13 protein-coding genes and 1 tRNA gene are annotated in these 13,372 nt (G+C 69.0%); 13 read left to right on the forward strand and 1 reads right to left on the reverse strand.

The genetic code is table 11. The annotated features are described in order from the left end of the window. The first annotated feature begins 88 nt into the window (after positions 1-88). The 3 genes from OWM54_RS40960 (at position 89) to OWM54_RS40970 (ending at position 3,480) form a co-directional block, all read left to right on the forward strand. Complete coding sequence (locus tag OWM54_RS40960) at positions 89-292, forward strand: cold-shock protein (protein WP_015349926.1); 204 nt, start codon at positions 89-91, stop codon at positions 290-292. A 91-nt stretch (positions 293-383) separates the two neighbouring features. Beyond that, on the forward strand, positions 384-2,510 hold the full coding sequence (locus tag OWM54_RS40965; RefSeq protein ID WP_267700839.1) for a hypothetical protein: 2,127 nt from the start codon (positions 384-386) through the stop codon (positions 2,508-2,510). Between the two features lie 19 nt (positions 2,511-2,529). Further along, complete coding sequence (locus OWM54_RS40970; protein ID WP_267700840.1) at positions 2,530-3,480, forward strand: class I SAM-dependent methyltransferase; 951 nt, start codon at positions 2,530-2,532, stop codon at positions 3,478-3,480. A gap of 8 nt (positions 3,481-3,488) precedes the next feature. On the opposite strand, the gene OWM54_RS40975 is transcribed toward OWM54_RS40970, so the two are convergent. After that, the gene (locus tag OWM54_RS40975) at positions 3,489-4,223 is read right to left on the reverse strand and encodes an FKBP-type peptidyl-prolyl cis-trans isomerase (protein WP_141323080.1); all 735 of its coding nucleotides are present in this window, start codon (positions 4,221-4,223) and stop codon (positions 3,489-3,491) included. Positions 4,224-4,397: 174 nt separating this feature from the next. Here OWM54_RS40975 and OWM54_RS40980 point away from each other — a divergent pair, with 174 nt between their 5' ends. The 10 genes from OWM54_RS40980 to pheS all read left to right on the forward strand — a co-directional run bounded on the left by OWM54_RS40980 (position 4,398) and on the right by pheS (position 13,308). Then, on the forward strand, positions 4,398-4,745 hold the full coding sequence (locus tag OWM54_RS40980) for a PilZ domain-containing protein (protein ID WP_046713983.1): 348 nt from the start codon (positions 4,398-4,400) through the stop codon (positions 4,743-4,745). A gap of 119 nt (positions 4,746-4,864) precedes the next feature. Next, a complete protein-coding gene (locus tag OWM54_RS40985) occupies positions 4,865-5,671 on the forward strand; it encodes a hypothetical protein (RefSeq protein ID WP_267700841.1) in 807 nt (268 codons plus the stop codon). Between the two features lie 50 nt (positions 5,672-5,721). Continuing rightward, on the forward strand, positions 5,722-6,102 hold the full coding sequence (locus OWM54_RS40990) for a PEGA domain-containing protein (RefSeq protein WP_267700842.1): 381 nt from the start codon (positions 5,722-5,724) through the stop codon (positions 6,100-6,102). 870 nt (positions 6,103-6,972) lie between these two features. Continuing rightward, positions 6,973-8,136: an AI-2E family transporter gene (locus OWM54_RS40995; protein ID WP_420715394.1), complete on the forward strand. Its 1,164-nt coding sequence runs from the start codon at positions 6,973-6,975 to the stop codon at positions 8,134-8,136. A 129-nt stretch (positions 8,137-8,265) separates the two neighbouring features. Further along, a complete protein-coding gene (locus tag OWM54_RS41000) occupies positions 8,266-8,943 on the forward strand; it encodes a uracil-DNA glycosylase (protein WP_267700843.1) in 678 nt (225 codons plus the stop codon). Between the two features lie 86 nt (positions 8,944-9,029). Further along, positions 9,030-9,101: transfer RNA gene (locus tag OWM54_RS41005), tRNA-Val, on the forward strand. 79 nt (positions 9,102-9,180) lie between these two features. Continuing rightward, on the forward strand, positions 9,181-11,109 hold the full coding sequence (gene thrS / locus OWM54_RS41010; RefSeq protein ID WP_223785854.1) for a threonine--tRNA ligase: 1,929 nt from the start codon (positions 9,181-9,183) through the stop codon (positions 11,107-11,109). Between the two features lie 344 nt (positions 11,110-11,453). Next, entirely contained in the window at positions 11,454-11,660 is a 207-nt protein-coding gene (rpmI, locus tag OWM54_RS41015; protein WP_046713978.1) for a 50S ribosomal protein L35, read from the forward strand. 92 nt (positions 11,661-11,752) lie between these two features. Continuing rightward, complete coding sequence (gene rplT, locus OWM54_RS41020; protein ID WP_141323077.1) at positions 11,753-12,100, forward strand: 50S ribosomal protein L20; 348 nt, start codon at positions 11,753-11,755, stop codon at positions 12,098-12,100. A gap of 158 nt (positions 12,101-12,258) precedes the next feature. Next, the gene (gene pheS / locus OWM54_RS41025; protein WP_074952357.1) at positions 12,259-13,308 is read left to right on the forward strand and encodes a phenylalanine--tRNA ligase subunit alpha; all 1,050 of its coding nucleotides are present in this window, start codon (positions 12,259-12,261) and stop codon (positions 13,306-13,308) included. The last annotated feature ends 64 nt before the right edge of the window (positions 13,309-13,372 follow it).

A 13,372-nucleotide genomic window follows, 5' to 3' on the forward strand; every position in this document is an offset into this window, starting at 1 on the left:
CCGCGTAGATTCTCGGGGTCCGTTAGAGTTCGCTCGGTAGGACCGGACGGCGGATTTTCGCGTCCGTGACGAAAGAAGAAGAAAGCAAATGGCTACTGGTACCGTGAAGTGGTTCAACGATGCGAAGGGCTTTGGCTTCATCACCCAGGACGGCGGTGGTGAGGACGTGTTCTGCCACCACACCGCCATCAACATGGATGGCTTCCGCACCCTCCAGGAGGGGCAGAAGGTGGAGTTCGAGGTCGCCCGCGGCCCCAAGGGTCTTCAGGCGCAGAACGTCCGCGCTGCCTGATTCCCGGCGTCGTTCGTAACGACTTCCTGGATGCATCATGAGGGTCCGGCCTGCCAAGGGTCGGGCCCTTCGTGCTTTTTCGGAGCGGTCCATGTCCTCGTCGAAGTCGTGTCTGGTGTCCCCGCTGCGTGCCTGGACCCTGCTGATGTTGCTGGGGTGCTCCACGACGCCCCCCACGCCGACGCCCGCCGCCGCGGTGGATGCGCGGCCCGCTCCCGAAGGCCCCGCGATGAAGCCCTCGTCCGACGCGCTGGCCCAGGTGACGGCGGAGCTGGTGGCGAAGCACGGCGAGGCGCAGCGCGCGCGCATCGAGCGCGGCGTGGCGCAGGTGGCGCTGCTGTGGCGCGCCGAGGACGGGGACCTGGCCGCCTTCGCGCGTGAGCAGTTCGTGTCGGACCCCCAGGTGCTGGACGCGACCTTCGCGCGGCTGGAGCGCCTGTTCGAGCAGCTCGACGGGCACATGCTGGAGCTGGGGCGCGAGACGCAGTGGTACACGGACCTGGACCTGGGTCCGCTGCTTCCCGTGGAGCCGCTGGTGGCGTCGTATGACCCGTCCTCGCATGTGACGGAGGATCTGTTCCGCGCGAAGGTCGGCTTCGTGGTGCTGCTCAACTTCCCGCTGACGACGTTGGAGGAGCGGGCGCGCCAGGGCGCGACGTGGACGCGGCGGCAGTGGGCCGAGGCTCGGCTGGCGGGGCGCTTCAGCATGCGCATCCCCGCGGACGTGCAGCAGGCGTCCTCGCGCGAGGTGGCGGCGGCGAACCTGTACATCGCCGAGTACAACGTGTGGATGCACCACCTGGTGGACGAGCGCGGCGAGAGGCTCTTCCCCAAGGGCCTGCGCCTCATCAGTCATTGGAACCTGCGCGACGAGCTGAAGGCGGACTACGCGGACCCGCGCGGACACGAGAAGCAGCGGACCATCGTGCAGGTGATGGAGCGCATCATCACCCAGACGATTCCGGCCGCGGTCATCGACAACCCGAGGCTGGACTGGAACCCGTTCACCAACGCCGTCACGGTGGCGCCGCCCCAGACGGTGGAGGCGGACGCGCCCTCGCGCGAGGCCCGCGCGGACGCCACGCGGGAGGCGGACGTGCGCTATGCGCGGATGCTCGCCATCTTCCGGGCGGAGCGGAAGCTGGACGCGTACGCGCCGGTGGCGCCCACGCGCATCGCCCGCTCGTTCGAGCTGGGACGTGAGCTGCCCGAGGCGCGGGTGAAGGCGCTGCTGACGCAGGTGCTGGAGTCACCGCTGGTGCCCCGCGTGGCCGCGGAGATCCAATCCCGGCTGGGACGGAAGCTGGAGCCGCAGGACGTCTGGTACGCGGGCTTCAAACCCGGGGCGAAGCGGCCGGAGTCGGAGCTGGATGCGCTGACGCGCAAGCGCTACCCGACGGCGGAGGCGTTCTCGAAGGACCTGCCGCGCATCCTCCAGGGCATGGGCTTCAGCGCACAGAAGGCGGACTGGCTGGCGGCGCGCATCCGCGTGGATGCCTCGCGTGGCGCGGGCCATGCGCAGCAGGCGCTGCGGCGCGGTGACTTCGCCCGGCTGCGCACGCGCGTGGAGAAGGGGGGCATGGACTACAAGGGCTACAACATCGCGGTGCACGAGCTGGGGCACAACGTGGAGCAGACCTTCGGGCTCTACGGCGTGGACCACACGCTGCTCACCGGGGTGCCCAACAACGCCTTCACGGAGGCGCTGGCCTTCGTGTTCCAGGCGAGGGATCTGGAGCTGCTGGGGCAGGGCAGGCCCACCGCGGAGAGCGAGCGGGAGCGGGTGCTCGGCGACTTCTGGCAGACCTGGGAGCGCTCGGGCATCGCGATGGTGGACATGGCCGTGTGGCATTGGCTGTACGCGAACCCGGAGGCCACGCCCGCGCAGCTGCGGGACGCGGTGGTGTCCATCTCCCGCGACGTGTGGAATCGCTACTTCGCGCCGGTGCTGGGTGGAAAGGACACCACGCTGCTGGCCGTCTACAGCCACATGATCAGCTACCCGCTGTACCTGCCGGACTATCCGCTGGGGCACCTCATCGCGTTCCAGATCGAGGAGCACCTGTCGCGCAAGGGGCCGCTGGGGGCGGAGTTCGAGCGGATGGCGACGTACGGCTCGGTGACGCCGGACCTGTGGATGACGCACGCGACGGGGGCGCCAGTGAGCGCGGAGCCGCTCTTGCGCGCGACAGAGGCGGCGCTGAAGGCGCGACCGTAGGGTAGGCTCGGCGCCGCTCATGCCCATCAAGCGTCGCATCAAGGAGCTGTTGGCCCAGGGGTTGGTGAAGGGAAGCCGGCGGCTCGGGTTGCTCGACGACCCGAGGCTGTTCCAGGTCTACGAGCGTGGCGGCTACCACGTCACGCCGAACCACTTCTATCAGCCCATCCCCGACACGGGCTCGCTGCCCGAGGCGCTGTGGGGCACGCGCTCGAAGATGGTGGGAATCGACCTGCGCGAGTCGAGCCAGCTCGCGCTGCTCGAGCGCCTGTCCTCGAAGTACTGCGACGAGTACCAGGCGTTCCCGAGGTCCGCGACGGGCGAGCCGCACGTCTACCACCTGGGCAACAGCGAGTTCGGGACGGTGGACGCGGAGGTGGCCTACGGGCTGGTGCGCGAGCTGCGGCCGCGAAGGCTGTTCGAGATCGGCTCCGGCTGGTCCACGCGGCTGTCCGCGCAGGCGTGTCGGAAGAACGAAGGGGAGGGCGCGCCCGCGTGTGAGCTGGTGGCCTTCGAGCCCTATCCGAGCGAGGTGCTGCGCGCGGGCTTCCCGGGCCTGACGCGCCTGGAGCCGCTGAAGGCGCAGGACATCCCGTACTCGGAGGTGGAGCGACTGGAGGCGGACGACATCCTCTTCATCGACTCCAGCCATGTGTTGAAGGTGGGCAGCGACGTGCAGGTGGAGTTCCTGGAGCTGCTGCCTCGGCTGAAGAAGGGCGTGGTGGTGCACGTCCACGACATCTTCCTGCCGGCGGAGTACCCGCGCGCGTGGGTGCTGGAGCACCGGCGCTTCTGGACGGAGCAGTACCTGCTGCAGGCGTTCCTGAGCTTCAACGACAGCTTCGAGGTGCTCTGGGGCAGCAGCTTCATGCACCTGACGCATCCGGAGCGGTTGCGTCAGGCGTTCCCGTCGTACCGGGGGGCTCCCGAGGACTGGCCCGGGAGCTTCTGGCTGCGTCGGGTGAAGTGAGGCGCTGACTACTGACGGGTGTCGCCGGGGATGGCGACCAGCTCCACGTCGAAGGTGAGGACGGCGTTGGGCGGGATGCGCGAGCCGGAGGGCGGACGCTCGCCGTACGCGGTGTCTCCGGGGCAGGTGAGCTTCGCCTTGCCGCCGACCTTCATGCGCGACACGCCCTGCGTCCAGCAGGGGATGACGCCGTTGAGGGGGAACTCGACGGGGATGCCGCGCTTGGCGGACGTGTCGAAGATGGAGCCGTCCACGAGCCGGCCCTCGTAGTGGACCTTGACGGTGTCGGTGGCGCGCGGGCTCTTGCCCGTGCCCGCCTGCGTCTCGCGGTAGATGACGCCCGAGGGCAGCTTCACCGCGCCGGGCTCCCTCGCCGCGCGCACCAGGGCCGCGTTGCCGGCCTGCGCCTGCCGCGACTTCGCGAAGGCCTGGATCTTCGGCGCGAACTCCTTGGGCTCGAGGGCGGCCGTGCCGGCCATGCCGTCCACCATGCCGCGCTGGAGGATTTGCACCTCCTCCGGCGTGAGCGCGAAGAGGGACAGGTCCTTCCCCACGCTGGCGCCCAGCGCGTAGATGGTCTGCTGCTCCTCGGTGAGCTCGCCGGGGTCCACGGCCGCGGGCGCCGTCGCTGGAGCCTTCGCCGCGGGCTCGGCCTTCTTCGCGGGAGCCGGAGCACCGCCTTGCGCGTGCGCGCCCGTGGCGCCGAGCACCAGGGCGAGCGTTGCCATCCTCATCGTTCGCATGGTTCCACCTTTCCTCATGGGCACTGGAATATAGGGCCCGAGCGTCCGCGCCCAGCACGAACTGGGAGTCGCGAAAGGGTCGTTTTCTTGCGCGACACGCTCGTGCCTCTACCCTGCGTCCAGGTTGCTTCAACCCCGGAGCAACCTGTTGCACGCAGCGAAGGAGCTGGAGCGATGAGCGACAAGCGTAAGTCGAAGCGGGCGCCCCTCGACATCTACCTGAACAAGTACATGGGCGGCGTGCCGTACATGTCGCGGGCCGCGGACATCAGCCCGGAGGGTGTGAGCCTGGCCCGGTTGATCGAGCCCCAGCACGACGCCAAGCGCGTGGGTCTCCAGTTCCAGCTGCCGGGCTCGGAGGAGATCATCTACGCGGAGGGCGAGGTGGTGCGCGAGTGGGTGGAGCTGTCCACGGCCAAGCGCGAGCACTCGGGTGTGCGCTTCACGCTGCTCACCGAGCGGCACCGGAAGATGATCGACGCGTACGTGGACCGTCACGGCCGCGCGGGCAGCGAGAACTGACGCGCCGCGCTGTCGGGCCTCGGGGGTTGCCTTGACATCCTTCGAGGTGGGCTCGTTGAATGGGTTGCCATTCTGCCCTGGGACTACCCAAGGTATCGGGTGAGGACAGGAGGAGCTCCGTGAGCCGAGCACGATGGGCGGTATTGCTGGTGGTGCCGATGGTGGCATCGGCCCAGGGCAAGGCGGTGAAGCCCGCTCCCACCGTGGAGGTTGTCCGTCCGGTGGGAAGTGTGGGTGTGAACTGGGAGGGGCAGGTGCTCCGGGCGACGGGAGCGGGTGCTCCGGACCTGAAGGCCGCGAATCCCTCTCAGGCGAGACTCGGGGCCGAGCGGGTGGCGCGGCAGGTCGCGTCCCGGAATCTGCTCGAGCAGGTGCGCGCGCTGCAGCTGCGGGCGGACCGGAGCGTCGGCGACGAGATGGCGCGCGACGACGTGCGCGGCCGGGTGGAAGCGGCCGTGAGCGGGTTCAAGGTGGTCGCGAAGCGTTTCTATTCGGACAGTGGCGTGGAGCTGGACGTGGAGGTGCCGCTGGCGGCGATCACCTCCGCGCTGGTGGACCGCGGGCCGGAGTCCGTCATCGTCTTCAACCGGGAGGGCGCGAAGAAGTACACGGGCCTGGTGGTGGATGCGCGAGGGCTCGGGGCGAAGCCGGTGCTCGCGCCCAGGTTGTTGGATGCGGCAGGCAAGGCGCTCTATGGCGCGGGTGCGTTGGCGAGCGAGGTGCGGGAATCGACGGGGGTCGCCGCGTGGTTCCGGAGCCTGGACGCGGCGAAGAAGGCCGCGCTCGTCGGTGAGAAGCCGATGGTGGTGAAGGCGACGGGGCTGAAGGGCTCGGACCTGGTGCTCGCGTCGGAGGATGCGAAGACCCTGGGCGAGGTCGACGCGCGCTTCCTCGCCGAGGGCCGGGTCGTCATCGTCACGCAGTGACCCGGACATGGATTCGCGGCGCGACTCCGCGGGGAAGAGTGGGTGACGGGGTGCGACGCCGTTTCGTGGTCGGGTGGAGTGCGTGGCTGGTGGTGGGCGTGCTGTCGGGGTGTGGGCGCAAGGAGCCCGACTCCGTGGCGAAGGCGCGCGAGCTGATGGCGGGTGCGAAGCCGACCAGCGGGGATGTGTCGCTGCGCTGCGTGCCCGAGGACGCCGAGGTGTATCTGGACGGCGTGCTCCAGGGCGTGTGCAGCGACTACGCGGGCAATCCCCGGGGGCTCAACCTGGGCGTCGGACTGCATCAGATTGAAGTGAAGAAGCACGGGTATTGGCCGTACACGACGTACTACGAACCCAGTGGTGCGCGGGCGCGGCTGAATGTCACGCTGCGCGCCACCGAGTCCGCGCCTCCCGCGGAGGGAACGCCCTGAGGCGCGTGAGTCCTCGGCTGTGACTCGGGCGCTGTGGTGCACGGCGCGACGGTGATTCCCGGGGCGTGCCGGACCTCGCCTGGGATGGCAGCCCTGGGTTCGATGTCGCGAGGAAGCACGAGCAAGGCGCGTCGCCCAGAAAACGAGGCGCCCGGGCGAGAAGATCCTTCTTCCATGGTCTCGCCCCTTCTTTCCGGATGGCAGCCCTGGGTTCGATGTCGCGAGGGAGCACAGCAAGGTGCGTCCCCCTGCCCACGAGGCGCCCGGGCGAGAAGATCCTTCTCCAGTGTTCTGGTCCCTTCCTTCTGGATGCCAGCCCTGTGTTCGATGTCGCGAGGACGCACGAGCAAGGCGCGCCCCAGACCACGAGGCGTCCATGCGGGAAGGTCTTTTTCCAGTGTTCTCGTCCCTTCCTTCGTGCGTCGGGACGGCCCGCGCGGGGCGTAAGGAGGCACTTCGACCAGCCGGTCTCTCGCTCCCGGTGCAGGCCCCGGGCCTCGCTCGGGATGGCGGCCCTGTGTTCGATGTCGCGAGGATGTACGTGCACGGCGCGCTCCCCTTGGGCCACGAGGCGCCTGAGCAAGGAGCCCCTCCGGGGTTCTCGTTCCTCCGCACCTCGGGACGACCCGCGAGGGGCACGGCGGCACTTCGACCAGCCAGGCGCTCGCTCGCCGAGGTATTCAGGGCTGCGAGGGCGCGGCCCGAGGTGGGTCCTTCGTCCAGGAGGGGCTTGCAAGCTAGGCTGCGCGCTTTCGGGTCGTGACATGGCGGCTTGTAAGGAGCCGGAGTCCGCGAGTGCTTCGCGGAGGAGCGTGGGTCATCGGACGGCGCAACAAGAAGAGCAGCCCTGGGTCCATCAGCCGTGCGCCGGTGCCGCCCGTGCTTCACTCGGTGAAGACGGAGGAGCCCGCGGCCCCCGTGGCCGAGTCCGTACCTGACGTCGAGCTGACGGAGACCGAGGCGCGCCGCATCGACCTGTGGTGGTCGGCGGTGATGGTGGGCTCGCTGGGGCTGGTGTTCGCGCTGCTCGCGGTGTTCGGCGGCGTGGCGGTGCCCGTGCTGCTGGCGCTGTCCGGCGCCTACATCTTCAACCCGATGGTGACGTCCCTGGAGCGCCGCGGACTCGATCGAACCCTGGGGACGACGCTGGTCTTCGTCGCCGGGACGTTGCTGCTCGTGGGGGCGGTGCTCTACCTCATCCCCGTGTTCCGCGACGAGGCGTTGAAGCTCCCGGACTTCTTCTCGCGAGCGAGCACGCAGGTGGTGCCGCGTGTGGAGGCGCTGGTCGGCGCCTCGTTGCCGGACCTCATCCGTCAGCGCACGACGGAGCTGGGGCAGCAGGCCTCCGAACTGGTGCAGAGCGCGGGGCCCGCGGCGGCGCGAATCGTGGCGGCCTTCGCGGGCAACACGGCGCGCTTCGTGGTCACGCTGCTGGGGCTCGCCGTGGTGCCGGTGCTGGCGTTCTTCTTCCTCCAGGACTACCCCCGGTTGATGGGGCGGGTGAAGGACTTGCTCCCGCGTCGCTCGGTGGCGCTGGTGGCGCGCCGCTTCGCCGAGGTCGACGAGGTGCTCTCGGCCTTCGTGCGCGGGCAGCTGACGGTGGGGGCGCTGCTGTCGGTCATCTACGCGGCGGGCCTGTCCATCGGCCGCATCGACATGGCCATCGTCATCGGGGTCATCGCCGGCTTCGGCAACATGGTGCCGTACCTGGGCACGGGCGTGGGCATCCTGCTGTCCCTGGTGGGGCTGATGCTGTCGTGGCAGGGACCCTGGCAGATTGGCGTGGTGGCGGGCACGTTCATCATCGGCCAGATGCTGGAGGGGTTCGTCATCACCCCGCGCATCGTGGGCGAGAAGGTGGGCCTGGCGCCCGTGGCGGTCATCATCGCCATCCTGGCCTTCGGCGAGCTGTTCGGCTTCGTCGGCATCCTCCTGGCGGTGCCGGTGGCGGCCATCCTCAAGGTGGTGCTGCGCGTGGTGGTGCAGCGCTACCAGCGCACACGCCTGTACACCGGCGAGTCGCAGTCCGCCTGATGGGGGAGGGCGGCTCCCTGCGAGCCGCCGGTCCACCCTCGGGTGGGAACCCCGCGCCAGGAGCGGGCCTCCGCGTTATGCCCGGGCTGGCTTCGAGCGGCGGAGGGCCGCCTTGAACAGGAGCGCGCGTTGACGAAGCTGGAGAAGCTGCACCAGGAGATCACCTCGTGTCGGGCCTGCCCCCGGCTGGTCGAGTGGCGCGAGGAGGTCGCCCGGGTGAAGCGCCGTGCGTACCGCGAGTGGACCTACTGGGGCCGTCCCGTCCCGGGGTTCGGTGATCCACGGGCCCGGCTGGTCATCGTCGGTCTGGCGCCGGCCGCGCACGGAGCCAACCGGACGGGGCGGATGTTCACGGGAGATCGCTCGGGCGACTTCCTGTTCGCGGGGCTGCACCGCGCGGGGTTCGCGAACCAGGGGACCAGCGAGCACCGGGACGACGGCCTGGCCCTGAAGGACGCCTTCATCGTGGCGGCCGCCCGCTGCGCTCCCCCCGATAACAAGCCGCTCCCGGAGGAGGTGGCCCGCTGCGCGCCGTTCCTGGACCGCGAGATGGCGCTCCTGCCCGCGCGGGTCCTGCTCGCCCTGGGCGCCATCGGCTGGAACGCGGCGCTGGCCTCGCTGGAGCGGACGGGGGTGACGTTCGGCTCGCCCCGGCCGGCCTTCGGGCATGGGGCGGAGCTGCCGCTGCCGGGCGGGCGGACGCTGGTGGGCTGCTACCACGTGAGCCAGCAGAACACGCAGACGGGGCGGCTGACGCCCGCCATGTTCGACGCGGTGATGGCGAGGGTCCACGCGCTGATCCGCTAAAAGAAGGAAGATCGAAGGCTCATCTGCGTGTTTGCTTGACAGTCGCGGGAGCCCGCTGGTATTCCCCGCGCCACCTCAGCACCAACGGGTCGTTAGCTCAGCGGTAGAGCACTACCTTGACACGGTAGGGGTCAGTGGTTCGATCCCACTACGACCCAACTCAGTTGAAGTGAATCTCCAGCGGGCGGCACGGCTTCTCAAGAGCCCTGCCGCCCGCGGTTTTTTCGGAGGTATCGCATGTCCGACATGATCACCGTGACGCTCCCCGACGGCACCCAGAAGCAGACGGCCCGGGGGACGACCATCGCGGACTTCGTGCGGGAGGGCATCGGCGCGGGCCTGGCGAAGGCCGCCCTGTTCGCCCGGGTGAACGGCCAGGACATGGACCTGAGCCGCAAGCTGGACGAGGACGTGAAGCTGCAGATCTTCACGCCCAAGAGCCCCGAGTCGCTGGAGCTCATCCGTCACGACGCGGCCCACGTGGTGGCCAGCGCCGTCCAGCGCATCTTCCCCGGCACGCAGGTGACCATCGGTCCGGCGACGGAGGAGGGCTTCTATTACGACTTCTTCCGCGAGAAGCCCTTCACGCCCGAGGACCTGGAGAAGATCGAGGCCGAGGCCAACGCCGAGCTGAAGAAGGACCTGGCGTTCGTCCGCACCGAGATCTCCATGGAGGAGGCCATCCGCCTCTTCGAGGAGAAGGGTGAGAAGTTCAAGGTGGAGATCGTCAAGGACATCGCCGAGCGCGGCGCCAAGACGCTCACCCTCTACACCCACGGCGACTGGGTGGACTTCTGCCTGGGGCCCCACGCCCCGAGCACGGGGAAGATCGGCGTCATCAAGATCCTCTCCTCGAGCGGCGCCTACTGGCGCGGCGACCACCGCAACCCGATGCTCCAGCGCGTCTACGGCACGGCCTTCTTCGACAAGAAGGCGCTGCAGGAGTACCTGACGCGCATCGAGGAGTCGAAGAAGCGCGACCACCGCAAGCTGGGCAAGGAGCTGGACCTCTTCCACTTCCACCCGTACGCGCCGGGCGCGGCCTTCTGGACCGCCAAGGGCACCACCTTCTACCAGACGCTCTCCGACTGGATGCGCCGCCTGACGAAGGACGACGGCTACGTGGAGATCAAGACCCCCTTGATGTTCAACAAGGGGCTCTGGGAGACCAGCGGCCACTGGGGCAAGTACAAGGAGAACATGTTCCTCGTGCTCGACAGCGAGTCGGGGGAGCATGACTTCTCGCTCAAGCCGATGAACTGCCCGTCGCACCACCTGTTCTACGGCTTCAAGAAGCACAGCTACCGCGACCTGCCCCTGCGCCTGCACACCCAGGACGTGCTGCACCGCAACGAGGCGGCGGGCTCCCTGGGTGGACTCACCCGCGTGCGCCAGTTCGCGCAGGACGACGCGCACATCTACTGCACGGAGGCGCAGATCACCGACGAGGTGAAGCGCTTCGTGAAGCTGCTGGACCACGTCTACAAGGCGGTGGGCCTGACGTACGCGGTGAAGCTGTCCACCCGTCCCGAGCAGCGCCTGGGGGACGACTCCCTGTGGGATCGCGCCGAGGCGGGCCTCAAGACGGCGCTCGAGTCGCTGGGCCTCGCGTACGAGCTGGCCCCGGGCGACGGCGCCTTCTACGGCCCGAAGATCGACTTCGCGGTGTCCGACAGCATCGGTCGCCGGTGGCAGCTGGGCACCATGCAGCTGGACTACCTGGCCCCGGAGCGCTTCGACCTGTCCTACGTGGGCGAGGACAACGCGCTGCACCGCCCCGTGGTGCTCCACCGCGCCATCTTCGGCTCCTTCGAGCGCTTCACGGCCATCCTCATCGAGCACTTCGCGGGGGCCTTCCCGGCGTGGCTCGCGCCCATCCAGGCGGTCATCGTCGTGGTGGCGGACCGTCAGGCGGACTACGCCCGCAAGGTGCGCGACACCCTGCGGGCCAAGGGCTTCCGGGTGGACTTCGATGATCGCGGCATGTCGCTCAACGCGAAGATCCGCGAGGCCCAGCTCCAGAAGATCCCGTTCACGCTCGTGGTGGGCGACAACGAGGTCTCTTCCGAGAGCGTGTCCCCCCGTCGCTACGGCGGCGAGGACCTCAAGAGCATGAAGCTCACCGACTTCGAGGCCCTGCTGGCCAAGGAGTCCGCGCTGCCGTGAGCAGTTGGCCCGCGTCTTGCGGACGGGTCTTGACTCCCAGTTGCACCCAAGTAAGGTGCGGCGCTTTCCGATGGGGGCGTACACCGCTCGGGTGGTGAGCGAGCGGGTGGCTGGGCGAGGGTGGAGGACTGGGAGGGTGGCCAGGGCGGACGGACGGTGTGGGAGTGGGCAGGCAACCTGGAGAGGCGGCGACCGTGTAGGCGCGCGGTGCCACTTCTGAGTGCGGTAGCCGTTCCAGTCGAGACGAAAGAGTGATACAGGCTGCCGCCTCCCGCCGTGGCCTGGAAGTGACAACGCCTGAGGCCGCGAAGCTGACGGCACGCTGTAAGGAAGGAATCAGGACGATGCCGAAGTTGAAGACCCGCAGTGGCGCGAAGAAGCGCTTCCAGGTGAAGAAGAGCGGCCAGGTCAAGCACGGCAAGGCCTACGGCAAGCACCTCTTCACGCACGCCAAGACGCCGAAGCAGAAGCGCGGCAACCGCGGCACCAGCCATCTTCGCGATATGGACGCGAAGAAGGTCATCAAGGAGATGTTCCCCTACGGGGCCTGAGCCTCGGCTCGGCAACCCTGACGTCCCTGGTGGAGCGGCGTGAAGCCTGCGCCCCGGGACCGACAACCTACGCAGTACGGAGTGAGTGAGACATGCGCGTCAAGAAGGGTGTAAAGGCTCGTCGCCGTCGCAATAGTATCCTGAAGCTGGCCAAGGGCTTCCGCGGCCGTCGCAAGAACTGCTACCGCCGGGCGAACCAGGCGGTCGAGCGCGCGCTGGACTACGCCAGCCGTGACCGCATGCAGCGCAAGCGCGACTTCCGTCGCCTGTGGATCGTCCGCATCAACGCGGCGGCCCGCACCGTGGGCCTCTCGTACTCCAAGCTCATCGCGGGCCTGGCCAAGGCGAAGATCAGTCTGGACCGCAAGGTCCTGTCGGACATGGCCATCGCGGATCCCGCGGGCTTCGCGGCCGTCGCCAACATCGCGAAGGCGGCCTGAGACACGCCGGCCCTCACGGGCGGGTGACAGAGCGGGTGGGGTGGCCTTCACGGGCCGCCCGCCTGCGAGAGTGAACGGGTCGCCTCACCAGGCGGCCCTTTTTTTTGTCCCGGAAGAAGCCCACGGGCCCGGGGAAGCGACAACGGAGGCACACGGCCATGCGAGACAGGTTGCAGGCGTTGGCGGAGGCCGCGCGGCAGGAGATTGCGGGCGCTTCGGACAGGCCCGCGGTGGAGGCGCTCAAGGTCCGCTACCTGGGCAAGAAGGGCGAGCTGTCCGCGGTGCTGGGCGGCATGGGCAAGCTGGCCCCGGACGAGCGCCGGGCGCTGGGCGAGGTGGCCAACACCGTGAAGGCGGAGCTGGAGACGCTCCTGTCCGCCGCCCTCCAGCGGGTCGAGGACGCCGAGCTGGAGGCGCAGCTGCAGGGCCCCGGGCTGGACGTGACGCTGCCGGGCCGCGCGGTGAAGCCGGGCAGCCGGCACCCCGTGTCGCGGACGATGGAGGACATCGTCCGGACGTTCTCCCGGCTCGGCTTCGACGTGGCGAGTGGTCCGGAGATCGAGCTGGACTACTTCAACTTCGAGGCGCTGAACCTGCCGAAGGACCACCCCGCGCGGGACATGCAGGACACGTTCTACGTGGACGAGCCCTCGCTGGGGCACGCGAAGAAGGCGGACAGCTCCGTGCTGCTGCGCACGCACACGTCGCCGGTGCAGGTGCGCTACATGCTGCAGCGCAAGCCGCCCATCCGCGCGGTGATGCCGGGGCGGGTGTACCGGCGCGACTCGGACATCACGCACACGCCGATGTTCCACCAGGTGGAGGGCCTGCTGGTGGACAAGGACGTGACGTTCGCGGAGCTGAAGGGCTCGCTGGACGCGTTCGTGAAGGCGTTCTTCGGTTCGGAGACGAAGACGCGCTTCCGGCCGTCGTTCTTCCCCTTCACCGAGCCGTCGGCGGAGGTGGACATCTCCTGCACCTCGTGCGGTGGCAAGGGCTGCCGGGTGTGCAAGCAGACCGGGTGGCTGGAGGTGCTGGGCAGCGGGATGGTGCACCCGAACGTCTTCACGTCCGCGGGGTATGACCCGGGCGAGGTGACGGGGTACGCGTTCGGCATGGGCGTGGAGCGAATCGCCATGCTGCGCTACCGCATCGACGACCTGCGGATGATGTTCGAGAACGACGCTCGGTTCCTCGAGCAGTTCTGAGTCCTGGCGGGCGCGGGCCCGCATGCCGCTCCCTGGAGGAGTGGCGCGGCCCGCGCTCCTGTCT

The organism is Myxococcus sp. MISCRS1, from assembly GCF_026626605.1.
GTDB lineage: Bacteria > Myxococcota > Myxococcia > Myxococcales > Myxococcaceae > Myxococcus > Myxococcus fulvus.